Raw genomic sequence first — 23,792 nt, 5'->3', positions numbered from 1 at the left:
CTAATAACTGTACTATTGATCAGAGCCATTGCCTTTTTAGACTTGAAAAAGGGTAAACAGAAAAATGCTTTGGATGATAGAATCCAAAGCTTGTCAGTGAATTAGGTAGTCATGCTGATGGAAGTCCGGATTACGTTCCAGTGCTTCCTGACAGTCTTCACAGATCGATTGTATATGAATGTCACCGTCTCCTGAGTAAGACACCATCTCCTGACGTTCTTCCTCTGTCAGCTTGTGCAACCCTAAGCTTTCACTGTAGACAGACAATCTGTCCAAAGAACCGATATTCGTGCCGCAATGACGGCAATGATAATGTATAGCCATGCCCGTCCCTCCCGAGTTAAGTCATTATACATTATTGACCTATTAGCAGGAACTTATGCACTTAGACTAGTGTATGATTCTATTTTAACATTATATTACTGAATTAGAAGATCGCCATAGATTTTTGCACCATTTCACTGGTTAAACGTATTCATTACTTCCAAAAAGGGTTTCTTGATCCATAATTCACAAGCATCTGCTGATTTCAGCACAGCTTCCTTCATCAGCTCCTTCTCCTCCTCGGAAAAACGTCCAAGTACCCAATCGGTGATCGCCATTCCGTTCGTCGGACGGCTAATGCCTACCCTGATCCTTTTAAATTCCTGTGTTCCTGTATGGGCGATGGTAGACTTAATTCCGTTATGGCCTCCTGCACTTCCCTTTGGACGCAATCGAATCCTGCCTGCTGGCATATCCAAGTCATCATAAATTAACAGGAGCTCCTCGATATCGATTGAATAATAATCGATCATCGCCCTAATGGACTCACCCGACAAATTCATATAGGTTAACGGCTTCAGAAGAATGACCTTTTCTCCGCCGACAAATCCTTTTCCATATAACCCTTTATGTTTTGCCTGATCTAACGGTATATTCCAGCGTTTGGATAATTCATCAATGACTTCGAAGCCGATATTATGCCTTGTTTGCTCGTATTGTCTTCCTGGATTCCCAAGCCCCACGAATAACCTCATTTTCCACACTCCTAACCAAAAGGCTTATGATTTTCAGCTTGCCCCTTCGGTGGGAATTGCCAGAAAAACCATCCCTTTTTCTGTAGATGAAAATCGCAAAAGACGTAACCATTTGAAGGCTACGTCTATTGCTACTCTTATTCTTTGCTTGCTGCCGTTTCTCTTCCTTCTTCCTTATCAGGCTTTCCCGGTTCTTGTTGTTCACCGGAGTTGATTTCTTCCTCTACCTTAGGAGGAAGGATGGAAACGACTACCGTACTTTCCTCATCGTCTACTTCATAATTACCTGATTTAATATCAGCGAGTGTCAGGTTTTCGCCGACCTTCAAGTTCGAGACATCGACATCAATCGATTCCGGTATATTTTCCGGTGAAGACGTAATATTCACCTCATGGAGCGGCTGCTGAATGACCCCACCATCCTTCACACCTGCCGCCTCGCCGACCAGGTTGATTCTGACGCTTGCATGAACCTTAGAACTCTTGTCGACAACTAGGAAATCAGCATGGAGTATTTCATTTTTAATAGGATCTCCCTGATAATCCGTCAGCATAACGCGATGCTGTCTGTCGCCAAAATCAAGGGAAATAACACCATTTCTCCCGTTTTCCCGAATCGTCTTGACAAATTCTATGCTGTCCACGGAAATCGACTGGCTATCCGTATTCCTTCCGTACAATACGGCTGGAATATGGCCCTCCGCTCGTAATTTCCTTAAGGCCGATTGTTGACCATTTTTGCGTTCATTTGCTTTCAATATTGCAGTCATAATTCTTGTCCCCTTTCTTTTTTATAAGTACTTGTCTCTATAAAAAATGCCCGAAAAAAGAAGGGTCTAAACGTTTTCCTTAGAAAACGCAAGAATAGAAAACCTTTACCCCTTTCATACATCAATCAAACAAGGTGCTGACCGATTGATCTTCATGGACGCGGATAATCGCTTCCCCGATCAGCGGAGCAACTGACAGCTGGAGGATCTTTTCAATGCGTTTTTCTTCAGCAAGCGCAATTGAATTTGTCACAACCAGTTCTTTAATCTTCGAGTTTTCGATTCGCTCCATTGCAGGACCCGACAACACAGGGTGCGTACAGCAAGCGTACACTTCTTGTGCGCCATTTTCAACTAATGCGTTTGCCGCCAATGTAATCGTTCCAGCAGTATCAATAATATCGTCAATCAAAATCGCAATCTTGCCCTCAATATTCCCAACAATATTCATGACTTCGGCGACATTTGGCTTTGGACGGCGCTTATCGATAATCGCGATTGGCGCTTTCAGTCTTTCAGCCATCTTCCTTGCGCGAGTAACTCCACCGTGGTCAGGAGATACAACGACAACGTCTCCGTTCAATTCTTTGCTTTTGAAATGGTCCGCAAGAATTGGCACACCCATCAGGTGATCGATAGGAATATCGAAGAAGCCCTGAATTTGCGGAGCATGAAGATCAAGTGTAATCACGCGGGTGGCACCTGCAGTCTCTAGCAGGTTCGCTACAAGCTTCGCCGTGATTGGCTCACGAGCTCGCGCTTTCCGGTCTTGCCGCGCATAGCCATAATAAGGCATTACAATATTGATCGTTTTTGCTGACGCACGCTTTAACGCATCGATCATGATTAGCAATTCCATGATGTTCTCATTTACCGGTGAGCTGGTAGACTGGATAACATATACATCACAGCCGCGGATGCTCTCCTCGATATTGATCTGGATCTCTCCGTCGCTGAATTGGGATACAGAACATTTTCCGAGTTCGACCCCGATAACCTTGGCAATTTCCTCGGCTAATTCTATATTGGAGTTAAGTGAAAAGACTTTCAAATTTGGATCAAGATATTGGTTTGACATTTGGGACCTCCAAGGACTCTTATTTCTTTTTTTTGTTCATTTTCCCTACATAATTTTCTTTGTTAATTTGGCTGGCACGGGCAATCGCCAGCGCTTCACCGGGAACATCTGTCGTGATTGTTGAACCTGCCGCAACATATGCACCTTTGCCAATTGTCACCGGTGCGACTAGATTTGCATTACAGCCAATGAATACGCCATCCTCAATCTTGGTCAGGAACTTGTTTTTGCCGTCATAATTCACAGTGATCGAACCGCAGCCGATGTTCACATCCGCACCAACTTCTGCATCGCCAATATAGCTGAGGTGGGAAGCCTTGCTTCTTTTGCCAAATACCGCTTTTTTAACCTCTACAAAATTGCCGATTTTCACTTCATCGTCGATATTTGAGTCTGGCCTGATATGCGCAAAAGGCCCAATTGCAACTTCAGAACCGATGCTGCTGTCAAACGCCGCTGATTGGCGGATTACTGTATTGTTTCCAACCTTGCAATTACTAATTTCCGAATTAGGCCCAATCCGGCATTCGAAACCGATGCTAGTGCTGCCGGAAAGTGTCGTTCCTGGGAAAATAACGGAGTCCTGTCCAATTGTAACATCTGGTCCGATATATGTATGATCAGGGTCAATGATGGACACTCCATTGCGCATATGAAATTCATTGATTTGCTTTTTCATCGTGCGCTCTGCCTCGGCAAGGGCGACGCGATCATTTACCCCTAGCGTTTCCGCGAAGTTATTCGTAACATATGCTGATACAGTTTCACCCTGGTTTTTCAAAATTTCGATGACATCGGGAAGATAGTATTCTCCCTGAACATTATCATTCGACACATTTCGGATTGCTTCGAATAGCATCTTGTTGTCGAAGCAATAAGTACCAGTGTTGATTTCATTGATTGCTCTTTCGTGCTCATTCGCATCCTTATGCTCGACAATTTTCTCGACAAAGCCATCTTCATTTCGGATGATACGACCGTAGCCAGCAGGATCGTCTGCTCTTGCGGTCAAAATGGTCGCCTTTGCGCTTGTTTCTTCATGGTGCTTGAAAAGGGCTTCCATTGTTTCTCGCTTGATCAGCGGTGTATCGCCGCAGACAACAATGGTGATCCCTTCCTTATCAGCAAGCAGTTCTCTAGCTTGCAAAACAGCATGAGCTGTACCCAACTGTTCTGCCTGCAGGGCATACTGGCTATCCTCGCCTAGCTGCTCCTTCACCTTTTCGGCACCATGACCGATAATGGTAATGATTTCGTTTATATCAAGACTTTTCACCTGGTCGATAACATGCTGTACCATTGGCTTGCCGCATACAGGGTGAAGCACCTTATACAATTTGGACTTCATTCTTGTTCCCTGACCGGCTGCTAAAATGATTGCATAACGATTAGACATTAGCAGGCCTCCAATTTACCTTTTTATCCATTACGAATATATCTTAAATAGCCGGTCATTTCAAGAATAGATGAACAAGTACAATTATTTGTCATTTTAGCGGGTAAACGATTTACTGGAGGAGACGGAGAAAAACAGGTTTAACGGGGAGGAATCGGGGTAAATAAAAAGAGCCTTACTTATGCAGCAGGCTCTTGGTGTTATAAACGTTTATATTCTAGGAAGCACCGGCTTCTTCGAATTCAATTTCCAATTCACCTAACCTGTGGTATTCTGCCAACACAGCGTCCTGAATCTTTCCGCGTGTACCCGAGTTGATCGGATGCGCAATATCACGGAACTCGCCATCAGGAGTGCGCTTACTTGGCATTGCTACAAACAGGCCGTTGTTTCCATCAATCACCCTGATATCATGGACAACAAACTCGTTGTCAAGCGTGATGGAAGCGATCGCTCTCATCCGTCCATCTGTATTAACGCGGCGTAATCTTACGTCAGTTACTTCCAATCTGTTCACCACCTTTACAAATAGATAAAATTCTAGTTAACTAATTCCACGTTAAAATCAAAACTCCTTCTTTATTTAAAAAACTTTTTTGGAAAAATGGCTAAATTGTGAACTTTTTCATCGAGTAAGCCCTTACAATTTTGTTTCTCGTTTAAAATAGTGTTTATTTGGCTATTGACAAGTTGCTAAAGCCGCACTTTTCCGTCTGTTTTCAAACGAGGAAAAACGCTCGTTACTTAACGAGCGCTACTACTTCGATTTCCACTAGGGCGTCTTTTGGCAATCTTGCTACTTCGACTGTGGAACGAGCTGGTTTATGGTTTTTGAAATACTCCGCATATACCTCGTTCAGTTGAGCAAATTCATCCATATTCTTGATGAATACTGTTGCTTTTACGACTGTTTCAAGCGAAGCTCCTGCAGCCTCCAGTACAGCCTGGAGATTTTGGAAAACCTGGTGAGTTTGCGCCTGGATATCGCCTTCGACCATTATGCCGTCAGGGGTTAACGGAATTTGTCCTGAGCTGTAGAAGAGATTGTTTACTGCTACTCCCTGAGAGTATGGTCCGATTGCTGCCGGTGCATTTGAAGTTTGTACAATTTTCATATTGTCACCTCATTATTTTTTTATTAACCAATTATTCTTTATAGGAAAAGTAATTTCCTTCACTAACAGTGATTTTTCTTTCTTTTACATCTACGTCGGAAAGTCGAACGAGGGAAAGATACTCATCCACAAGTCTTTCTTCGATGTTTTCCGATTCCACTAAAACAGCAATTCCCGCCAATTCTGCATTAAATTCCTCCAGCATGTTAATCATACCGTTAACGGTACCGCCCGCTTTCATAAAGTCATCTACAATTAGTACCTTAGAGCCTTCTGCAAGGCTACGCTTCGATAACACCATTGTCTGGATCCTTTTGGACGACCCGGAAACATAATTGATGCTGACAGTAGAACCTTCTGTTACTTTACTATCCCTTCTGACGATGACAACCGGGACATTCAATTGGTTTGCAACTGCATATGCGATCGGGATTCCCTTCGTTGCCACCGTCATGACCGCTTCAATGTTTTTGCGAGCAAAAGCGGATGCCAGCAGCCGTCCGACCTCTTGTACAATAGCGGGATTGCCAATGATATCGTTCATGAACAGATACCCGCCTGGAAGCAGTCTGTCAGGAGTGGCCATGATGATACAAAGTTCCTCAATGACGGCTCTTGCCTTTTTCTCACTTACTTGAACGTAAAATTTCACTCCTCCAGCAGCACCAGGCACAGTCTGAAGGATCCCAATTCCCCGTTGTTCAAATGTTTCTTTGATGATTCCGAGATCTTCGCTGATCGAGGACTTCGCTGAACCATACTTCTCCGCAAAATAGGTTAACGGCACCAATTGACGGGGATGCTCCAGTAAATAGGCCGTCATATCAATCAAACGCTCGCTGCGTCGAAATTTCATACCAGAACCTCCAAAATCCGAATGTTTAAGGTTAATATATCATCATTATACGGATTTAATCAAGGGTATGACGTTCCCCAAGCATCCTAACCGCAAAAACCTGGTCACAAAAGCCTCGTAATCCGTTATAAATTCGATGCATGCGCGAATCGTGAGCCACCAGACTGAATACAGTTGGGCCGCTTCCGCTCATCAACACCGCATCTGCACCGAAACGCTTCATCTGATCTTTGATTTGTGCGACCTCAGGGTATAGGGAAAGCGTCACCTTCTCCAGTACATTGCCGACATTATTGCAAACGCCTTTAAAATCTCCGTCTTCAATCGCTGAGATCATTTGCTTTGTAGGCGGATGCACAATATTTTCCAGATTCAGCCGGCGATACACATCAGCTGTTGATACACCAATAAAGGGCTTTGCCAAAACAACCCAGCATGTCGGTGGTGCCGGCAGCGCTTTAATGATTTCCCCTCGGCCAGTGGCAAGTGCTGTTCCTCCATACACACAGAAAGAAACATCTGAACCAATTTCTGCGCCAAGCACCGCCAGCTCGTCCAATGACAGGCCAAGCTTCCACAGCTTGTTCAGTCCCCTTAAGGTCGCCGCTGCATCACTGCTGCCACCAGCAAGACCAGCAGCAATCGGAATCGTTTTTTCAATTCCGATCTCGACACCTTTTTTCACCTGGAATTTCTTTTTTAACAGGAAGGCTGCCTGATAGGCAAGATTCCGCTGGTCATCCGGAACAAATCGATTATGGGACTGGATCACGATCCTGTCTTCCTCTAACAAACTAAGTTCAATGCGGTCAGCCAAGTCAATCGTCGTCATTACCATTTCGACCTCATGGTAACCGTCCGGACGTTTATGCAAAACATCAAGTGACAAATTGATTTTTGCTGGCGCCTTCACTAAAATCTTCACTTCTTCCACCTACTTTTACCTAAATCCACGTTTTGTCCTATTTTATCACAAAAAGCGCAGAAAAGCGGCAAACGCCCTGTTCTCCTTCGACAAGCGCTAAACTGCTTGCTATGAGGTCGATTGCCCTACTAACCAGACACTCTGAACGAATAGAAACACATTCCTCTATATTATCATTTGCTCATTAGAGAATACAGTCCTATTACAAAGGAGCTCATTCGCGGAAAAATGCAAAAAGCCGGAGCAAAAGCCTCCGGCACCGTGATGGGTTTAAAATGATATTTGCACTGTCAGGAATAGTGATTCGGTAGTTTTCAAAGAATGTCGATCACAATCAGCGATTCTGGTTCGCAAGCTGCTGTTCAGCCAGCTCAATTGCCCGTTTGACCATATTGCCTGCGTCCCTGGCCCTGATTCCGCCCCATCCTTCCTTCTGGACGACGTCATAAAAGCCGAGCTCCTTTGCAAGCTCTTCCTTCAGCCTGTCAGACATAACCCCTCTTCTTCTGCCCAATACTACCATCTCCTTTTGTCCATCACGGCATTGTTAGTATTTTTGAGAATAGCAATTTTCATGTGCCCCTTATTTATCCATTGCCTTGTGAAAATGGACAAAATAAAAAGCAGTTAACCCGAAAGTTCACTGCCTGTACTGCATTTGAGCATACATTAGCTCAAAGCTATTGATCCAGTTGTATCTTCAAAGAAGGTAATTTCCACCGTTTCAGTTAAAACATCTGCGTAGCTGTACGAAACACGTTCAAAAGCATTTTCATCCTGATCAAGCTCGATGACGAAAACGGAAGGATAGGTTTCCGCTAATACACCAGAGCGTTCGATCGTTTTCCTGCGCCCGCCGTTGGCCTTTAGCATCAGTCTTTTCCCCAAGTTTGAATCAAGTGCTTTTTTGATATCCGATAATGTTTTTGGCATTCGGTCCACCTCACTGTGTAAAGTATAACACGCTGACATCATTTAGTCAAATAAAAACATAAATTATAACAGTAATTAAATTTAAAAGTCAATAGATTTTTTTCTTGTTTTTCTTCTAAAATCCAACAATAATAAAGTATCCTTTCTTGCGGGAAAATATGTACCAAAAATTCAAAAACGTCGGACGATAAGCAAATCAGTCCGACGCGCTCCTTTTATATGGCATCCCTGTCCTTAATACTCCCTTTGTTTCAATACCGCCAAGTCCTTTGTCCCCCGTTAAGGTATTTCGCAGCACATCCCAGACATTGATCCGTTCCATGAATGGGGTAAAGCTGATTTTTGCCACGATATAAACCGGGTCAAGAGCATGGATATTGACTCTGGAGGGGGAACTGGCAAAATTGGCTCCAGCATGGATCAGCGATTCGAAATGCGACTGGCATGCACCGGCAAAGATGACGAGCTGATCCCGGTGAGGGATTTTCCTTCGTGCCTCTCTTACCGTCTGGACAAAATGCTTTGAGTGGCGGTATGCATTTAGATCATCCACCGAGCCTTTTGCCTTTGAATAAGCATCATGTCCGGTGATGACTAGGATATCTGGCCGATAATAATCAATCAGCATTCCGACTTTATCCGGCATTTCTTTTTCGCTGCAATGGAAACCGGAAACCGGAACTCCGACCTTCTCATATAATGTCAGACACTTCTTTAAATAATTGGGATCTCCATCAACATGAAGAACCTTTCCTGGCATCTGAAAGTAGTTATAGGACTTGCTATACCCCTCGGAGACCTCATACTCTTTTTTTTGCTGCAATAAATCAACATCCTGCCGAAATAGCTTATACGATTGTTCCTCCAAGGAGCGGAATTCCTCGGTCAGCCTCATTCGCATCCCCGGATCAATTTTGACCAGATCATCATAGGGCGCATCCGCGATCAACCGAAAATCCTCCCCATATAAGATCACATTATTCTCTCTGATATCGATTACCCGGAACATAATATCGCATTGATGCGAAACCCTGCCGACGATATCCATGAGGTTAATATCCATCATCCTCACTCCAATTGCCCCGCACACAGGCTGCGCTAAGTGGTTTTCTTTCATAAACTATGCAAACACCTATAGACCTGTGCTTTTTGCGCTTCGGAGTTCTGCTGATTTATTCCTTAGATTTTAGATATATTCCCTTTAATCTAGATATATTCCTGACCTGCAACGTTTTATTCTTGAAAAAATGGATACAGTGCATTGCTCAATTGTGCGAATTCTCCAATCGACAGCGTTTCTCCCCGGCGCGATTCTTCCACTCCGGATTGCTGAAGCGCTGCTTGTATCTTGTCTTTCTTCTGTTTTCCGTCCGGAAGCTGACTTGTCAGGTTGTTTAGGATCGTCTTTCGGCGCTGAGCAAAACTGGACCGGGTGACGAAGAAGAAAAAAGCTTCATCCTTTACTTTTACAGGAGGCTCCTCATGCAATGTCAACCGGACAACCGCCGAGTCAACGTTTGGCTGCGGCATGAACACTGTTTTCGGTACAATCATCACCGTCTCCGCCTTCGTGTAATACTGGACAGCAATCGAAAGCGAGCCGTATTCTTTCGTGCCCGGCTTGGCCGAGATTCTGTCTCCTACTTCTTTTTGCATCATACAGACAATTCCCCTGATCGGCAGCTTTTCCTCAAGCAGCTTCATTAGGATTGGCGTTGTAACATAATAAGGAAGATTGGCGACTACCATGATATCTTTGTCCAGGTCCAATTCCTGTTCGATAACCGCTCGGACATCTGCTTTCAACACATCATGATGGATGATTTTCACATTGGGGTAAGGAGACAATGTATCCTCCAGGATTGGTAGCAGCCGCTGGTCGATTTCAAAAGCGATCACCTTTTCTGCCCTTTTAGCCAGCTGCTCGGTCAATGCGCCTATTCCAGGGCCAATTTCAATTGCTCCGCTGCTAGCTGTTAATTCCGCATGGTCGACTATCCGGTTTAGGATATTCGTATCGATCAGGAAGTTCTGTCCAAGGCTCTTTTTAAAAGAAAAGCCGTATTTATCAAGTATTTCCTTCGTTCTTACAGGGGTTGCAATATCCTTACGCATGTTATTGTTCCTCCTTGAGGATCTCAGCAAGAGCGTCTGCGAAATCCTGTCTTCTCACCTGAAACATCATCAGGCGCTTGTGCAGCTGCTTGCCGTTTGTATACCCGATCTTCAGCAGCCTGCCAAGCTTCTCCCGCCTTTGCTTTGATCCAGGTCCGCCGATCAAGCCGGCAACAATCAAATCTTCCTTGGTAATTTCCTCGACAGCCTCCTCATCCATCACCTGTGCATCCTTAAGAGCTTCGCGAATCACCTGTGGCAATGCATGTTCAACCCCTAGACCTCGCCCTGATTTCGGCTTAGCCATTTCCTTTGGAATGAATGCATGCTTGCAGCCGGAAATCTGCTCTGAAATCGTTTTGCGGATTTTTTCACCAGGATAGTCAGGATCGGTGAAAATGATGACTCCCCTTTTTTCGTGGGCATTCCGGATTCGTTCAATTGTTTCTGCATTAATAGCAGAGCCATTTGTTTCAATTGTATCTGCGTCGACGGCACGCCGAATCGCCGTTGTATCATCCTTGCCCTCGACTACGATGATTTCTTTTAATCTCATATTTCCTCCGTTACGATATTGCTTTCTTAGATTTTTAAAAAAAGAAAAAATTTCTTTGAAATAAATGAAACATTTTTGAAATATAATCGTCTATATAAGGGTAAATGCTTTTCTTATTATACCTTAAACATGAATGGAAAAAACAAAAATGCAGAGGTAGGTTCCCCTGCATTCGGCCATTACTTTAGAATTTTGATTTTGATTGTCTTTCGTCCCCAACGGTAAGCATCTGATAGGGAAGCAAAGAAGACATCGATTTTGTTTCCCTTAATCGCTGATCCCTTGTCGGCAGCGATGGCATAGCCATAGCCTTCAACATATACCTTTGACCCTAAAGGAATGACCCTTGGATCTACAGCAATGACTTTTACATTTGGGTTTGCCTTAAGATTGATTCCCGTAGCCGTGTAGCCGGAACAGCCATTGCAGTTTGCAGTATAGGCTGTAGAGGAAACATAGAATTCCCTCGCAGACGATTCACTTGAACCGCGGGAAACTTGAGCAGTGATAACCTTTGTTCCCATAGCCACAATCTTATCTTGTTTTTCTTTCACTTTCTTTTCGGTGATCAGTTTTCTTGATACTTCCTTGCCGTTTTCCAGGACGACTTCATATTCCTTGGTGAGCAAACCTTCCTGGCCTTCTGACACGACTTTTTGTTTCCCTTTTTCCAGTTGGCTGTCGTTCTTGGTAATGACAGCATAGCTAATTGGTTCTTCCACTACATCGGTGACTTTTTCAACTCGAATGACATTAATCACGGCATCTTTTGTGACTGTTTGCTTTAATGCAGGCTCAACACGGTCCATTTTGTTCAGTGTGATTCCTTGCTGTGATAAAAAGTCAGCGACCGTAGTCGAAGTCGACCATACATCTTGCTCTTTTCCGCCTACGACAACCTTAAGCGGGAAAGCTCTTTGAATGGCAATCTTCGCATCTTGCTTTAACTTAGCGTCTGGGTTTGGGCTTAACTTGTCGTGCTCCTTGATAACGATACTTTGTTCTTTCAGGAAATCCGCGACTGTATCGGCTGCTGTCCAATACTTCTTTGTCTCCTGATCCTGTATTACTTCTACCTGTTTTGCCGGCTTCCACACAACCGAAAGGTTATTCTTTACCTCGGTATGCGCCGCCAGCGATAAGTAATCCTCTGAGCGTAGTGAAATATTGAGATCATTAAATAGATCCTCGATCGTATTAGCATGTGTTTTAATGACTCGTTCTTCGCCATCCAATGTCAATGCGACTGTCTTTTTGGTCCCTTCATACAGGAAGATCCCAATTGCAGCAGCAAAAACTAGGAAACTAGCAGAAAATAACACTAGCCTCTTCTTACTCAAAGTCTTGGAAAACAGGTTTTTCATACTATTAATCACGATGAAAAACGCCTCCTCTTCTCGGAGTGATTATAAAGATGTTGTTGCCGACTTGTCAACCCAGACACTCCTGCCCAAACGTAGTCCCTATTATGCAAGATATACCATAAAAAGAAAAGCAAGAGTTATCGACACGGTTATCCTATGACGAGGGTGAGACATGTAGAACTTTTTAGAAACAGAAAAGTTTTGGACAACCTTGCTGTTTAATCGACAGCATTCTCTATCACTTTATGCCGAATAATTTTTTTGCATTTTCCGCCGTTTCACCCGCAACTTCCGCGAGTGTTAGCCCTTTTAATTCTGCAATTTGTTCGGCAACCAATTTTACATAGGCTGGTTCGTTACGTTTGCCGCGAAAAGGATGCGGCGTTAAGTAAGGGCAATCGGTTTCTATCAATAGACGCTCCATCGGGATCGCCTCTGCGACTTCCTTCGGTTTTTTCGCGTTTTTAAACGTTACTGGTCCCCCAAGTGAAATATAGAAGTTCATATCGATGCATTCCAGTGCCGTTTCTACGCTGCCGCTATAGCAATGCATGATTCCGCCAACTTCTTCGGCGTTCTCTTCTTTTAAAATCGTCATGATGTCGGCGGTTGCGTCACGATTATGTATGATGATCGGAAGCTTCACTTCTTTTGCCAGCCTGATTTGCTTGCGAAATACCTCTTTCTGGATATCCTTTGGTGACTTGTCCCAATGATAATCAAGTCCCATTTCCCCGAGAGCGACCACTTTAGGGTGGCTCGCAAGTTCTTTCAGCCAGGTCAGATGCTCCTCCGTCATATCAATTGCATCGACAGGATGCCATCCTACGCTAGCATAAAGAAAGTCATAGTTTTCAGCGAGCTCCATCGCTTTTTTAATGGTCCCCTCATCAAAACCGACAACGACCATATTGGTAACACCCTCAGCGAGCGCCCGGTCAATGACCTCCTGAAGATCTTCGTCATATTGTTCTGCGTTTAAGTGTACATGGGTATCAAAAAGCATGAGTTAACTCCTTTACTGGCTTGGACTTGGCATGCAGGTTTACACTAATCCATCTACCTGGAAAAGAGAATAGAAGCAATGCCACGTTCCGTTTATTTTGCTAAAGTTGTGTCGATATCATAACTTTTTTCTCATGCCCAAGTCAAATTTTTGATTCCGTTTACATTGTTTGCTGGCTATCTCTGTTAAACTATCCTCTGTAAAAAAATCATTAAAAAACCTGAAAATGTTACAAATGAAACATTCTCAGGTTTTTCTTTTTTTATTTAATTTTTGCTCCTATCGCTAGGGAATCATCGACGGATGCGAGTGACATGACGCCATCTTTTTCTCCTGCAAGGATCATTCCTTCAGAAAGCTCCCCACGCAATTTGACCGGCTTAAGATTGGTTACACAAATTACTTTTTTGCCGACAAGGTCTTCCGGTTTAAAATACTTTGCGATACCCGAGACGACCTGACGCTTTTCATAACCAAGATCTAGTTGAAGCTTCAGCAGCTTATCAGCTTTTTTAACAGGTTCCGCTTGAACAACCTGAGCGACCCGAAGATCTACCTTCATAAAGTCATCAATCGTGATTTCTTCCGGAAGTTCCGGTTTGTCTTCTTTCACAGGGTCTGGGGCAGAACCCTGCATTTTTTGCTTGATGAATTCGATTTCTTCCTTCAGATCAAGCCGAGGGAATATTGGTTCCCCATGAACAACCTTTGTGCCAGCCGGAATCTGTCCAAACTCCTCAAGGCTTTCCCAAGTCTGAAGAGATTCGGATTCAACATTCAGCTGAGTGAAAATTTTCTCGGGAGTTCTTGTCAAGAACGGCTTTAACAGGATCGCCACCCTTCGCAAGGATTCCGCAAGATGGAACAAAACATCTGCCAGTGCGGCTTTCTTTTCTTCATCCTTCGCCAGCACCCAAGGCTGTGTCTCATCGATGAACTTATTGCAGCGGCTGACCAATTGCCATACCGTCGTAAGCGCGACGGAAAACTCCATCTTCTCCATTGCTTCTTCATACTTAAGGACCGTCGCTTTGTTCACTTCTAAAAGCTGCGTTGCAAATTCCCCATTCGATCCACGGTAAGCAGGAAGCTCCCCATCGAAATACTTATCGATCATTGCCACTGTTCTATTTAGCAGGTTCCCCAGGTCATTGGCAAGATCGAAGTTGATTCTTTCGACAAAACCTTCAGGGGTGAATACCCCATCCGAACCGAATGGTACTTCACGAAGCAAGTAATAACGGAGTGCATCCAGACCATAGCGGTCAATTAATGTGACAGGGTCTACTACATTCCCTTTGGATTTCGACATTTTTCCGTCCTTCATCAAAAGCCAGCCGTGGGCAAAAACCTTTTTAGGAAGCGGGAGGTCAAGTGCCAACAGCATGATTGGCCAGTAAATCGTATGGAAGCGGACAATTTCCTTTCCAACAAGATGAACATCCGCCGGCCAATAGTTCAGGTACTTGGAATCATCATCAGTTCCATAGCCGAGCGCCGTGATATAGTTAGATAGCGCATCCACCCAAACATAGATCACATGCTTTGGATCCCCCGGAACCTTTATGCCCCAGTCAAAAGTTGTCCGTGACACAGCCAAATCTTCCAATCCTGGCTTAATGAAGTTATTGATCATTTCATTTTTGCGGGATTCTGGCTGGATGAATTCTGGATTGTCTTCATAGTATTGAAGCAGCCTGTCTGCGTATTTGCTCATTTTGAAAAAATACGATTCTTCCTTCACCTTTTCCACAGGCCGGCCACAGTCAGGACAATTGCCGTCTACAAGCTGCCTGTCTGTATAAAAGGATTCACATGGTGTGCAATACCAGCCTTCATATTGATCGAGATAAATGTCACCCTGCTCCAATAGCTGGGCAAAAATCTTTTCGACAATTTGCTTATGGCGGTCCTGGGTTGTTCGGATAAAATCATTATAAGATATATCCAATTTGTCCCAAAGACCTTGGATTCCGGCTACGATTTTATCGACGTATTGCTGCGGGGTTACGCCACTTGCCTCGGCATTGCGCTGAATCTTTTGACCGTGCTCATCCGTTCCTGTTAAATACATCACATCATATCCGCGCAACCTCTTATAGCGCGCCATCGCATCACCGGCCACTGTTGTATAAGCGTGGCCAATATGTAAATTGCCGCTTGGATAATAAATCGGGGTTGTAAGATAAAAAGTTTTCCGTTTCTCTTCCATGAGGATCCTCCTTAACTAAAACTGCTAGTTCATTTCTAATAGTAGTTATTATACCAGTTATTGCAATGGGATTCCTACCACTTTCCCGAAGCACGAAAAGGAAATTTGCTAGTTTTTGCATAATAGAATCATAACCAATCATCAGAACTACTTATACCTGGTCACAAAAAATAATTATTCTTTCTCTTTTAAAAGATAAACAATTTAATTGACGGTTATTGGAATCGCTGGTATTATATAACCAATAAGAGAAATTTGTCGAAAAATGACGAACTTCGTATATGGGAAAATGAGAGGAGATTAGACAAAATGAAATCTACAGGTATTGTACGTAAAGTTGATGAGCTCGGACGCGTGGTTATTCCAATCGAATTAAGAAGGACTCTTGGCATCGCAGAAAAGGATGCTTTGGAGATCTATGTTGACGATGACCGCATCATCCTGAAGAAATACAAACCAAACATGACCTGCCATATCACTGGTGAAGTTTCTGATAACAACATCACATTGGCTGGCGGCAAGCTGATCTTAAGCCGTGAAGGTGCTGAGCAGCTCCTTAAAGAAATTCAGGATAGCTTCGAACGTGTAGAAGCTTAATTCAGTATATACACCCCAGGCCGTAGATAGCATCCACGGCCTTTTTGCATGTTTATTTTTCTATATGGTATGCCTGGTAAACTTCGCGTTTTTGCAGGCCGCGATCCACAGCGGTTTGCTTGATGGCATCCTTGGAATTCTTATTTTCGTTTGAAATATAGTGTTCGACATGTTCCGTCACGCTTAATCTTTCCCACCACAGAGTTTCTTCAAGCTCTAGTGAGTCAGCAGAGGCCCCCTCAACTATCAAGACAAACTCACCGCGCACCTCACCCGACTCTGCCCACTCTATCGCTTCAGAAATTGTCCCTCTCAAAAATTCTTCGTATTTTTTTGTCAGTTCCCGGCAAAGTACAATTCTGCGGTCACCCAGGCCTTCCAACATAAATGCCAGAGTCTCTTTTAATCTATGTGGTGATTCATACAGGATTAGCGTGGCAGCCTGTTTGGCTAATTGTTCGAGCTCCTTTCTTTTATCCTTTTTGTTTCGCTCAAGAAAGCCGTAGTAATAGAATGGCTGCGGCTGGATCCCTGAGGCAATTAATGCGGTAAGCGCTGCATTTGCTCCTGGAAGCGGGACGACAGTCAGCCCTGCAGCAATCACCTCAGCTACAAGCTCCGTACCCGGATCGGAAATCGTTGGCATCCCTGCATCGCTTACCAAGGCAATTTTCGCTCCCTCCTTCAGTTTTTCGATCAGTTTATGGCCGCTGCTTTCTTTATTATGTTCATGATAGCTGGTAACAGGGGTTTCGATCTCAAAGTAATTACACAGCTTTTTCGTATTCCTAGTATCCTCGGCTGCAATTAGATCCGCTTCCTTCATGAGTCTGATCGCTCTGAAGGTCATGTCCTCCAGGTTGCCGATTGGGGTTGGTACCAGATACAATATTCCTTTTTCCTTCTCCCGCTCAAAGCTTTTTTGCTGAATCATCTAAACCACCCGTTTCATTAACTTGATTGCTGCCATACAACATCTCTTTCATCGTTGGGGTATACTGATTATTTTCATCATAAACAAACATCGGTTCCAAAATCTTAAGCTCTGGACTGCCATCCTTTATTGCTTCGATTAACAGCATATTCGCTTCCTTCCCTGCCTTTGGATAGACGAATTGAATACGTTTCGGTTCCAAGCGATATTTCCTCATGAGCTCGATCATATCGATCAGTCTTCCTGGACGGTTGACAAACGCAACTTTCCCACCCTGTTTTACGAGCTGGCTTGCCGATCGAATCGCGTCCTCCAGTGTGCAGAGAATTTCATGACGTGCAATTGCCAAATGCTCATTGATATTGATCTCTTCTCTTGAAGGCGTCGGAAAATAAGGAGGATTGCAAGTAACGACATCATATTTTTCATAGCCAAGTTGTTTTGGCGCATCCTTCAGATCTCCGTGCATCATATGTAGACGGTCCGCTAATTTATTGTATTGAATGCTGCGGACTGCCATATCGTACAGTCGCTCCTGAATCTCCACCCCTATAATCGAGCCTTTTGTCCTCGCGCTTAAAAATAGCGGAATAACCCCGTTCCCGCTGCAAAGATCGACAATCTTCCCCTTTTGAATGGGGACCCAGACAAACCTGGCAAGTAGCACAGCGTCAAGGGAAAAAGAGAACACATTCGGGCTCTGAATGATCCGCAAGTTCTCCGCTAGCAGATAATCCAATCTTTCATCTTCTCGTAAGCTTAGCATGTAATTTGTTCCTCCAAAACGAACTGATAAAAAAAGCGCAAGCGCCTTATTCAGCCCCGACAAGCGCTGGAGCTAGACAATTCTCGAAATGAATTTTATACTTTCTTATTCTGTAAAAATAGCCTTCCCTATAAAGGAAGGCTGCCAATTATTTTTTATTAAGAAAGGACAGGCAGAACAAGCAATCCTCTTTCCGTGGGCTGCCAAAATGCAGGTTGCAGATATGGAAACCTTCCTGGTACAAGCGGGCGAGATTGTCATAGCCTTCTCCGATGTCAACTACGTTTTTGTCAGCCTGTGGCTGATTGCTGTCCTCATCGGTTTTCTTACTATTTGGATCTGTTTTTCCAATGGTTTGATCCAGACGGCGTCTTATATGCTCATTTTCCAGCTTTAATGCATTATTCTCTTCCAGAACCTCTGCTAGATGCTGTTTAAACTCCCCAAGTTGACGGTATAAATCACCAATCTGCTCTTCCATATTGCTAACTGTGTCAAAAATATTTTTTTTATCCACCTGTTCCACCTCATTAATCTGTGGATGATTGCAACGATACAGCTCCTGCTTCCTGTATTTCCTCTAGTGTATATTCCAGAACGCGTTCCTGTCCAGGAATGCTGACTTGCATTACTCGTTCCAGGATATTCAATCCGACGACTTTTCCGCGACCATTCGGTGTTACAATTGTTTCACCAAGGTCTGGCAGCAGTTCTTTTGCTGTTTCATATTCATCGTTCTCATATTTCAAACAACACATCAGCCTGCCGCAAAGACCGGAAATCTTTGTTGGATTGAGTGAGAGGTTTTGATCCTTGGCCATCTTAATAGAAACAGGTTCAAAGTCTCCAAGGTACGTAGAGCAGCACAGCATTCTGCCGCATGGCCCGATACCGCCAAGCATTTTAGCTTCATCCCTGACACCAATTTGGCGAAGCTCAATCCTGGTCCGGAAGATGGCTGCCAAATCCTTAACCAATTCCCGGAAATCAACGCGTCCATCAGCTGTGAAGTAAAAAATGACTTTATTGCGGTCAAATGTATATTCAACATCAACTAGCTTCATATCTAGTTGGTGTTCGTTCACTTTATCACTGCAAACATCATAAGCTTCCATTGCAGCTGTCTTGTTTTCCTCGACAATAAGACGATCCTTCTGATCTGCAATTCTGACCACCTTTTTCAGAGGCAGGACCACGTCATTTTCGCCGACTTGCTTTCGGGGGATAACCACTTTGCCGAACTCTACTCCCCTTACAGTTTCGACAATGACGAATTCGTCCTTTTGAATTGAGAGATCGCCGGGATCAAAATAATAAATCTTCCCCGCTTTCTTGAAGCGGACACCTATTACATCATACAAGTATAGATCCCTCCTGCAATTTTAACACCAGCTCTTCCATGAGCAACTGGGGATTCATATTGGCATTAAGCTTCCTCTTCGCCTCCAGAATAGCCGCCATTTGTTCGGTAAGACGCCGTCCGGATGTCTGTAATGCAAACTGTTCTAAACGTGAGCTTTCGTTTAGATACACAACCTGGTCCTTCATGCCAAGCTGAATGTATAATAAATCCTTGAAAATAAGAAGTAATAAATCCAGGCCACGATCCATCTGTTCTTTCTCTTTAAAGTGCGTGAACCAATTTTCCTGAAGTGCCAGCATAGCTTCTAATGAATTCTTTTTCAGCACTTCATACAATTTTAACACTATTTTTTGCGCTTGTGCAAACCAATCATCGTTACTTATCTGTATAGCCTCTTCTAAATTATTTGTCAACTGCGCAAGCAGCGGTGCCGTATGCGGGTGCACTCCCTGTACGATCAATTGTTCAGCCATATTTTTAGGAGATAATGGAGGGAAATTAATCAGCTGGCATCTAGACAAGATGGTCGGAAGCATTTGCTGGGCTTGTTCGGTAATCAACACAGCAATGGTCCCAGCATGGGGTTCCTCAAGAAATTTCAGCAAACTGTTGGCTGCATTTGTGGTCATTCGGTCAGCATGGACAATCATGTAAATCTTGTTCTTCGACTCTACCCCTGTTTTCGAAAACTCTGCCTGCAGCAGCTGAATCTGTCCTTTTTTGATCGAAAGTCCATCAGGCTCGACGAGATGAATATCCGGATGGTTCCCGATGTTGATCCTTTTACAGTTTAGACAAGTTTCACACGGTTTATAGCCATCCACTGGGTTCAAACAATGGATGCTTTTGGCAAGAAGGATACTCATTTCCTTTTTGCCAGTGCCTCTCATTCCCTCAAATAAATAGGCATGGGCGATCCGGTTTTTGAGGATGCTGTTTTTTATCATTTTCAAAACATTCGGCTGAAGTCTTTCCAACTCGTCCCACGTCTTTGCCAAGGCGATCACTCACTTACGTATATAAATTGATTAACAGGCCTTTGATTTCTCCAATCTTGCCGAGAATATCGATCTGTTCAACCTTTTTGCTCATCAGTTCATCCGTCAACTCGACCAGCTTATCATCAATTGTTTCCACGAGCTTTAAAGAACGCCCTTCCCCATATTGATTCCAGCTATGCGATTGCTTAAGCTCCAATCCGAAATGGACTGCTTCTTTTACAAATTGCTTTACTAGCGTCTTAAACTTGGCAAGGTCCTTGAAAGTCCTCGACCGTGCTAGCCTCTCGCCGGCAGATTCCACTTCCTTCAGTAATTGCTGAAGTTGACCAATTTGCAATTTATGCTCCTGTTTTTCCACAAGTTGGTTAAATTTGATCCCATTGCCAGATTGCTGTTTCTGATCCTGGCGCAGTTTATCTATATTAAGGCGCAAATCCTGATTAATTTTCATTTAGGCCTAACCCTCCGGCATTCCCCGTTAAAATTGATGAAATAGATCGACAGGCAATACGAAGACAGTTGCTCCGCCAACCTGGACTTCGACAGGGTATGGAACATACGAGTCTGCATTTCCTCCCATAGGAGAGACAGGAGCCACGAGCTGGTCTCTAGACTTACAATTATCTCTAATGATCTCGAGCGCCTTCTCCACTCTGATGTCTTCTGTTCCTATGATAAATGTGGTATTGCCTGACTTTAGGAATCCACCTGTACTTGCCAGCTTTGTTGCCCGAAAATTATGGTCGACTAATGCATTGGAAAGGCGATTGCTATCCTGGTCCTGAATCACAGCTAAAATTAGTTTCATTCGTTTCCCTCCCTGAATTTTTAATAGACCATGACAAAACTAGTTGTATTCTCATTATAACAGGATTCATAAGCCAAGACATTAAGAAAAGCCGGGCAAACTGCGCCCGGTCCTTTTTTTGGATTGTAAAATAGTCAATCGGATTAAAGATCCCTTAATCTGGAAGGTGGTTTCCCTGAGTTTTATATATTTCGTGGCTTTTTACTAAAACAACTGCCATAAGGGCGCCTCTCAGGCGGAAAGATACCCTTATGCAAGCATTTCCTCCTCTATAAGGGCATTTCTCAGGCAAAAAGATCTAATTTACATCAGTAAAAAAACAAGCTTGCTGAGACACAAAGCTTGTTTTTCTTTTAGCTATTCAAGAGTTCATTAATTTTTGCTTCCGCTTGATGATAAACGGCTTCTAATTGCTTTGACGCATCAATCGTGACAATTCTATCCGAAAATCGTTCAGCAAGCAATTGATAGCCTTGTCTTACCATTTGGTGGAATTCTAGCTTTTCCAAATCGAGTCGATTTACTTCTCGGCCCTTATTTTTGCTAATTCTTTCAAGTCCAATCTCAGGTGCTACATCAAAATACAGGGTTAATTTTGGCATCATGCTTTCAATCGCAAATTGGTTGATTGTATAGACCTCGTCAATTCCCAGACCGCGGGCATATCCCTGGTATGCTAACGAACTGTCGACAAAACGATCACATAACACTATTTTCCCTTTTTCCAGCGCCGGCTTGACCTTTTCGGTAAGATGCTGCCTTCTGGCTGCTGCATATAAAAGGGCTTCGGTGCGTGGATCCATTGCCGTATTTTCCGGATCCAAAATGACTTGTCTGATTTGTTCCGCAATCTCGATTCCACCAGGCTCACGTGTTGCGACGATCTCATATCCTTCTTTTTCGAGCTTCTCCTTAAGCATTTGAATGATCGTCGTTTTCCCGGAACCATCCGGCCCTTCAACAGAAATAAAAATACCCTTGTCCATCTACTTCCTCCAACTCTGAAACACGCTTATTTTACCCGCAGATAAATTGTCTCCGCCTTGGATTTTCGCATCTTTTCCAACTAAATAGAAGATCAGTTGAATGTCTTCTTCGGTGATGAATTCTCCTGGAACGCAAATCGGTATCCCAGGAGGATACGGAATAATCGGTTCCGCACAAACTCTTCCAGCCGCCTCTTCCAACGGAATATATTCACTATGCTGGTTCTCCATCTCTTTATAGCTGGCAGCAAGAGTCGAAATTCCTTTCGCTGACCATTTCGTATCGAGATGATTGATTTTTTTTGGAATCGTTCTTGCAATCTCTGTTATTTTTTCAGCTGCTTCCTGCAAATAATGTCCCATGTTCCGTTTAAGTAGGGGCAAAACAAACAGAACATTATATGGATCAGCTAATTCTGTAAAAATTCCTTTTGCCTCAAGTTTGGTTTGAAGCTCAAAGCCAGACCAAGACTGAATGGTAATTTTTAACGGGTCATCGCCTGGCAAAACGCTTATCGATTCCAGCTGTCCAAGGCTAATTCGAAATTGTTGTAAGGCTGCTTTCAAATAAGACAGATCTTCCTGATTATAACTCCCTAAATAGTATCTGGCCAAATCCAACGATGCCATCAATGGATAGGAAGGGCTGCTTGACTGTAGTGCCTGCAAGTAAGACTTCAGCTTGCTCATTGGAACTCGATCGGTCTGATAATGGAGGAATGCCCCCATGGTCATAGCTGGCAGTGTTTTATGTGCCGATTGTACGACAAGATCTGCACCAAGCTCTACAGCAGACTTTGGAAAAAAGTCCCCTGCGATAAAGTGCGCGCCATGTGCCTCATCAACCAAAACAGGAATCCGAAACCGATGAGCCAAGTCAATAATGCTTTTAAGATCATACGTTAAGCCGTAATAATTAGGGTATGTCAAAATGAGCGCCTTTGCCCCAGGATACTGCTGTATCGCCGCTTGTACAGCCTTTAAACTAGGTCCCACAGCGACAGCAAAGTTCTCATTATACTCTGGACTGATAAACACTGGCCTTGCCTTTGCGAGCATAAGTCCATTCATGATGGATTTGTGAGAGTTGCGCTGGACGAGCACAACATCCTCTTCCTTAATCGCGGCAAGGATCATCGCCAGGTTTCCGACAGTCGATCCATTTAGTAAAAAAAAGCTTTTTTTCGTTTTAAATAAGTCTGTTAGCAATTCTTCAGCCTCTAAAATTACTCCCTCAGCAGAATGATAATCATCCAGTCCGGTTATTTCAGTGGCATCCAATTTTAAAATATCTGCAAAAAATCGCTGTCCCTTTTCAGGAAAAACAGTTCCATTTTTATGGCCAGGTACATGGAAGGAAAACGGTTTACCGTCAGCATGGCTCATCAATTTAGTATATAAGGGGGTCTTGGCTTGATCCATATTCTCACCTTTATTGTCATTCTCACATCTATCTATTTTAACACTGTTTGATGGCAAAAAAAATAAAAGCCCAAAATGGACTTTTAACTGTATATACCTGGTCTAGTTACTTTCCTTAATTTCTCCACGTAATATTTATATTGAGGGTCGCTCGTTTCCGTCTTGATCATGATGGTTTCACAGTCGGTACAAATAAATGAAGTATACAGATGTATGCCAGCTGTTTTTGTCTGTTCACAAATCGCACACGTTTCCCTAATTTGATTCTTAGCTAAAAATGAACCCAAATCCTCCACCTCCGTACACCTATTGTTGCCCTGAATCTCTTTTTGTATACAGTTTTCCGAATAATATTTCAGAAAGTTTCATTGTTTTATATTTTATGATTAACACTCAATTTCCTTGTATGTCTTATAACAATTTTAGGTTGGTTTATTATATAAACACTTAATCACAAAAAAGAACAGCTATGTCAGCTGTTCTTTTTGTGCCCGGCGGCGTCCTACTCTCACAGGGGGAAACCCCCAACTACCATCGGCGCTGAGAAGCTTAACTTCCGTGTTCGGTATG

The 23,792-nt window shown here is 43.5% G+C and carries 28 protein-coding genes and 1 rRNA gene; 1 reads left to right on the top strand and 28 read right to left on the bottom strand.

The genetic code is table 11. The features are described from left to right. Positions 1 to 93: 93 nt before the first annotated feature. The 17 genes from UB32_RS02970 to metG all read right to left on the bottom strand — a co-directional run bounded on the left by UB32_RS02970 (position 94) and on the right by metG (position 15,345). Complete coding sequence (locus tag UB32_RS02970) at positions 94 to 324, bottom strand: anti-sigma-F factor Fin family protein (RefSeq protein ID WP_044391087.1); 231 nt, start codon at positions 322 to 324, stop codon at positions 94 to 96. A gap of 134 nt (positions 325 to 458) precedes the next feature. Further along, positions 459 to 1,019, bottom strand: a complete 561-nt coding sequence (gene pth, locus UB32_RS02965; RefSeq protein ID WP_044391085.1) for an aminoacyl-tRNA hydrolase — start codon at positions 1,017 to 1,019, stop codon at positions 459 to 461. A gap of 137 nt (positions 1,020 to 1,156) precedes the next feature. Next, positions 1,157 to 1,789, bottom strand: a complete 633-nt coding sequence (locus UB32_RS02960) for a 50S ribosomal protein L25/general stress protein Ctc (RefSeq protein ID WP_044391083.1) — start codon at positions 1,787 to 1,789, stop codon at positions 1,157 to 1,159. Between the two features lie 121 nt (positions 1,790 to 1,910). Further along, positions 1,911 to 2,867 (bottom strand): ribose-phosphate diphosphokinase, encoded by a 957-nt coding sequence (locus tag UB32_RS02955; RefSeq protein ID WP_044391081.1) that lies wholly within the window; start codon positions 2,865 to 2,867, stop codon positions 1,911 to 1,913. Positions 2,868 to 2,886: 19 nt separating this feature from the next. After that, positions 2,887 to 4,263 (bottom strand): bifunctional UDP-N-acetylglucosamine diphosphorylase/glucosamine-1-phosphate N-acetyltransferase GlmU, encoded by a 1,377-nt coding sequence (gene glmU / locus UB32_RS02950; protein ID WP_044391079.1) that lies wholly within the window; start codon positions 4,261 to 4,263, stop codon positions 2,887 to 2,889. Between the two features lie 217 nt (positions 4,264 to 4,480). After that, positions 4,481 to 4,771, bottom strand: coding sequence for a septation regulator SpoVG (gene spoVG / locus UB32_RS02945; RefSeq protein WP_044391077.1), 291 nt, complete (start codon positions 4,769 to 4,771; stop codon positions 4,481 to 4,483). Positions 4,772 to 5,003: 232 nt separating this feature from the next. Then, positions 5,004 to 5,378 carry a RidA family protein gene (locus UB32_RS02940; RefSeq protein WP_044391075.1) on the bottom strand — a complete coding sequence of 125 codons (375 nt, stop codon included), beginning with the start codon at positions 5,376 to 5,378 and terminating at the stop codon, positions 5,004 to 5,006. Positions 5,379 to 5,409: 31 nt separating this feature from the next. Then, entirely contained in the window at positions 5,410 to 6,234 is an 825-nt protein-coding gene (purR, locus tag UB32_RS02935) for a pur operon repressor (protein ID WP_044391072.1), read from the bottom strand. A gap of 55 nt (positions 6,235 to 6,289) precedes the next feature. Further along, a complete protein-coding gene (gene ispE, locus UB32_RS02930) occupies positions 6,290 to 7,159 on the bottom strand; it encodes a 4-(cytidine 5'-diphospho)-2-C-methyl-D-erythritol kinase (RefSeq protein WP_044391070.1) in 870 nt (289 codons plus the stop codon). 334 nt (positions 7,160 to 7,493) lie between these two features. Beyond that, the gene (locus UB32_RS02925; RefSeq protein ID WP_044391069.1) at positions 7,494 to 7,673 is read right to left on the bottom strand and encodes a small, acid-soluble spore protein, alpha/beta type; all 180 of its coding nucleotides are present in this window, start codon (positions 7,671 to 7,673) and stop codon (positions 7,494 to 7,496) included. A 155-nt stretch (positions 7,674 to 7,828) separates the two neighbouring features. Beyond that, positions 7,829 to 8,092, bottom strand: a complete 264-nt coding sequence (gene veg / locus UB32_RS02920) for a biofilm formation stimulator Veg (protein WP_023613322.1) — start codon at positions 8,090 to 8,092, stop codon at positions 7,829 to 7,831. 196 nt (positions 8,093 to 8,288) lie between these two features. After that, positions 8,289 to 9,155: a sporulation peptidase YabG gene (gene yabG / locus UB32_RS02915; RefSeq protein WP_044391106.1), complete on the bottom strand. Its 867-nt coding sequence runs from the start codon at positions 9,153 to 9,155 to the stop codon at positions 8,289 to 8,291. Between the two features lie 170 nt (positions 9,156 to 9,325). Beyond that, positions 9,326 to 10,207 (bottom strand): 16S rRNA (adenine(1518)-N(6)/adenine(1519)-N(6))-dimethyltransferase RsmA, encoded by an 882-nt coding sequence (gene rsmA / locus UB32_RS02910; protein WP_044391067.1) that lies wholly within the window; start codon positions 10,205 to 10,207, stop codon positions 9,326 to 9,328. 1 nt (position 10,208) lies between these two features. After that, complete coding sequence (gene rnmV / locus UB32_RS02905; protein WP_044391066.1) at positions 10,209 to 10,763, bottom strand: ribonuclease M5; 555 nt, start codon at positions 10,761 to 10,763, stop codon at positions 10,209 to 10,211. A 179-nt stretch (positions 10,764 to 10,942) separates the two neighbouring features. Then, on the bottom strand, positions 10,943 to 12,127 hold the full coding sequence (locus UB32_RS02900; RefSeq protein ID WP_044391065.1) for a G5 and 3D domain-containing protein: 1,185 nt from the start codon (positions 12,125 to 12,127) through the stop codon (positions 10,943 to 10,945). 238 nt (positions 12,128 to 12,365) lie between these two features. Further along, on the bottom strand, positions 12,366 to 13,133 hold the full coding sequence (locus UB32_RS02895; RefSeq protein ID WP_044391064.1) for a TatD family hydrolase: 768 nt from the start codon (positions 13,131 to 13,133) through the stop codon (positions 12,366 to 12,368). A gap of 262 nt (positions 13,134 to 13,395) precedes the next feature. Next, positions 13,396 to 15,345 carry a methionine--tRNA ligase gene (metG, locus tag UB32_RS02890; RefSeq protein WP_044391063.1) on the bottom strand — a complete coding sequence of 650 codons (1,950 nt, stop codon included), beginning with the start codon at positions 15,343 to 15,345 and terminating at the stop codon, positions 13,396 to 13,398. A 309-nt stretch (positions 15,346 to 15,654) separates the two neighbouring features. Here metG and UB32_RS02885 point away from each other — a divergent pair, with 309 nt between their 5' ends. Further along, complete coding sequence (locus tag UB32_RS02885) at positions 15,655 to 15,942, top strand: AbrB/MazE/SpoVT family DNA-binding domain-containing protein (RefSeq protein WP_044391062.1); 288 nt, start codon at positions 15,655 to 15,657, stop codon at positions 15,940 to 15,942. Positions 15,943 to 15,994: 52 nt separating this feature from the next. Here UB32_RS02885 and rsmI read toward each other — a convergent pair whose 3' ends face one another. From rsmI to rrf, 11 genes are all read right to left on the bottom strand, one after another. After that, positions 15,995 to 16,876 carry a 16S rRNA (cytidine(1402)-2'-O)-methyltransferase gene (gene rsmI / locus UB32_RS02880; protein WP_044391060.1) on the bottom strand — a complete coding sequence of 294 codons (882 nt, stop codon included), beginning with the start codon at positions 16,874 to 16,876 and terminating at the stop codon, positions 15,995 to 15,997. After that, entirely contained in the window at positions 16,854 to 17,642 is a 789-nt protein-coding gene (locus UB32_RS02875) for a tRNA1(Val) (adenine(37)-N6)-methyltransferase (protein ID WP_044391058.1), read from the bottom strand. Before UB32_RS02875 ends, rsmI begins: the two co-directional genes overlap by 23 nt. A gap of 148 nt (positions 17,643 to 17,790) precedes the next feature. Further along, a complete protein-coding gene (yabA, locus tag UB32_RS02870; protein WP_044391056.1) occupies positions 17,791 to 18,159 on the bottom strand; it encodes a DNA replication initiation control protein YabA in 369 nt (122 codons plus the stop codon). A 13-nt stretch (positions 18,160 to 18,172) separates the two neighbouring features. Further along, on the bottom strand, positions 18,173 to 19,003 hold the full coding sequence (locus UB32_RS02865) for a PSP1 domain-containing protein (protein WP_044391055.1): 831 nt from the start codon (positions 19,001 to 19,003) through the stop codon (positions 18,173 to 18,175). Next, positions 18,996 to 20,003: a DNA polymerase III subunit delta' gene (holB, locus tag UB32_RS02860; protein WP_044391054.1), complete on the bottom strand. Its 1,008-nt coding sequence runs from the start codon at positions 20,001 to 20,003 to the stop codon at positions 18,996 to 18,998. The genes UB32_RS02865 and holB overlap by 8 nt, the downstream gene beginning before the upstream one ends. A 13-nt stretch (positions 20,004 to 20,016) precedes the next feature. Further along, positions 20,017 to 20,457, bottom strand: coding sequence for a YaaR family protein (locus UB32_RS02855; RefSeq protein ID WP_044391052.1), 441 nt, complete (start codon positions 20,455 to 20,457; stop codon positions 20,017 to 20,019). A gap of 27 nt (positions 20,458 to 20,484) precedes the next feature. Then, positions 20,485 to 20,814, bottom strand: a complete 330-nt coding sequence (locus UB32_RS02850; RefSeq protein ID WP_044391050.1) for a cyclic-di-AMP receptor — start codon at positions 20,812 to 20,814, stop codon at positions 20,485 to 20,487. A gap of 353 nt (positions 20,815 to 21,167) precedes the next feature. Next, on the bottom strand, positions 21,168 to 21,800 hold the full coding sequence (gene tmk, locus UB32_RS02845; RefSeq protein ID WP_044391049.1) for a dTMP kinase: 633 nt from the start codon (positions 21,798 to 21,800) through the stop codon (positions 21,168 to 21,170). Further along, positions 21,801 to 23,222, bottom strand: coding sequence for an aminotransferase class I/II-fold pyridoxal phosphate-dependent enzyme (locus UB32_RS02840; RefSeq protein ID WP_044391047.1), 1,422 nt, complete (start codon positions 23,220 to 23,222; stop codon positions 21,801 to 21,803). An 83-nt stretch (positions 23,223 to 23,305) separates the two neighbouring features. Further along, positions 23,306 to 23,518: a sigma factor G inhibitor Gin gene (locus UB32_RS19235; protein ID WP_431305958.1), complete on the bottom strand. Its 213-nt coding sequence runs from the start codon at positions 23,516 to 23,518 to the stop codon at positions 23,306 to 23,308. Between the two features lie 193 nt (positions 23,519 to 23,711). Continuing rightward, a 5S ribosomal RNA gene (gene rrf / locus UB32_RS18930) occupies positions 23,712 to 23,792 on the bottom strand; the annotation flags it as partial.

Origin of the sequence: Mesobacillus subterraneus, assembly GCF_000934845.1 — a bacterium.
Classification (GTDB): domain Bacteria; phylum Bacillota; class Bacilli; order Bacillales; family Cytobacillaceae; genus Mesobacillus; species Mesobacillus stamsii.
The sequence above is the reverse complement of the archived record's forward strand: the minus strand, read 5'-3'. Positions and strand labels throughout refer to the sequence as shown.

Coding starts and splice junctions, on each gene's coding strand:
- UB32_RS02970 (WP_044391087.1), bottom strand. CDS start 324: ATGGCTATACATTATCATTGCCGTCATTGCGGCACGAATATCGGTTCT.
- pth (WP_044391085.1), bottom strand. CDS start 1,019: ATGAGGTTATTCGTGGGGCTTGGGAATCCAGGAAGACAATACGAGCAA.
- UB32_RS02960 (WP_044391083.1), bottom strand. CDS start 1,789: ATGACTGCAATATTGAAAGCAAATGAACGCAAAAATGGTCAACAATCG.
- UB32_RS02955 (WP_044391081.1), bottom strand. CDS start 2,867: ATGTCAAACCAATATCTTGATCCAAATTTGAAAGTCTTTTCACTTAAC.
- glmU (WP_044391079.1), bottom strand. CDS start 4,263: ATGTCTAATCGTTATGCAATCATTTTAGCAGCCGGTCAGGGAACAAGA.
- UB32_RS02940 (WP_044391075.1), bottom strand. CDS start 5,378: ATGAAAATTGTACAAACTTCAAATGCACCGGCAGCAATCGGACCATAC.
- purR (WP_044391072.1), bottom strand. CDS start 6,234: ATGAAATTTCGACGCAGCGAGCGTTTGATTGATATGACGGCCTATTTA.
- veg (WP_023613322.1), bottom strand. CDS start 8,092: ATGCCAAAAACATTATCGGATATCAAAAAAGCACTTGATTCAAACTTG.
- yabG (WP_044391106.1), bottom strand. CDS start 9,155: ATGGATATTAACCTCATGGATATCGTCGGCAGGGTTTCGCATCAATGC.
- rsmA (WP_044391067.1), bottom strand. CDS start 10,207: ATGCGTAAGGATATTGCAACCCCTGTAAGAACGAAGGAAATACTTGAT.
- rnmV (WP_044391066.1), bottom strand. CDS start 10,763: ATGAGATTAAAAGAAATCATCGTAGTCGAGGGCAAGGATGATACAACG.
- UB32_RS02900 (WP_044391065.1), bottom strand. CDS start 12,127: ATGAAAAACCTGTTTTCCAAGACTTTGAGTAAGAAGAGGCTAGTGTTA.
- UB32_RS02895 (WP_044391064.1), bottom strand. CDS start 13,133: ATGCTTTTTGATACCCATGTACACTTAAACGCAGAACAATATGACGAA.
- metG (WP_044391063.1), bottom strand. CDS start 15,345: ATGGAAGAGAAACGGAAAACTTTTTATCTTACAACCCCGATTTATTAT.
- UB32_RS02885 (WP_044391062.1), top strand. CDS start 15,655: ATGAAATCTACAGGTATTGTACGTAAAGTTGATGAGCTCGGACGCGTG.
- rsmI (WP_044391060.1), bottom strand. CDS start 16,876: ATGATTCAGCAAAAAAGCTTTGAGCGGGAGAAGGAAAAAGGAATATTG.
- UB32_RS02875 (WP_044391058.1), bottom strand. CDS start 17,642: ATGCTAAGCTTACGAGAAGATGAAAGATTGGATTATCTGCTAGCGGAG.
- UB32_RS02855 (WP_044391052.1), bottom strand. CDS start 20,457: ATGAAAATTAATCAGGATTTGCGCCTTAATATAGATAAACTGCGCCAG.
- UB32_RS02850 (WP_044391050.1), bottom strand. CDS start 20,814: ATGAAACTAATTTTAGCTGTGATTCAGGACCAGGATAGCAATCGCCTT.
- tmk (WP_044391049.1), bottom strand. CDS start 21,800: ATGGACAAGGGTATTTTTATTTCTGTTGAAGGGCCGGATGGTTCCGGG.
- UB32_RS02840 (WP_044391047.1), bottom strand. CDS start 23,222: ATGGATCAAGCCAAGACCCCCTTATATACTAAATTGATGAGCCATGCT.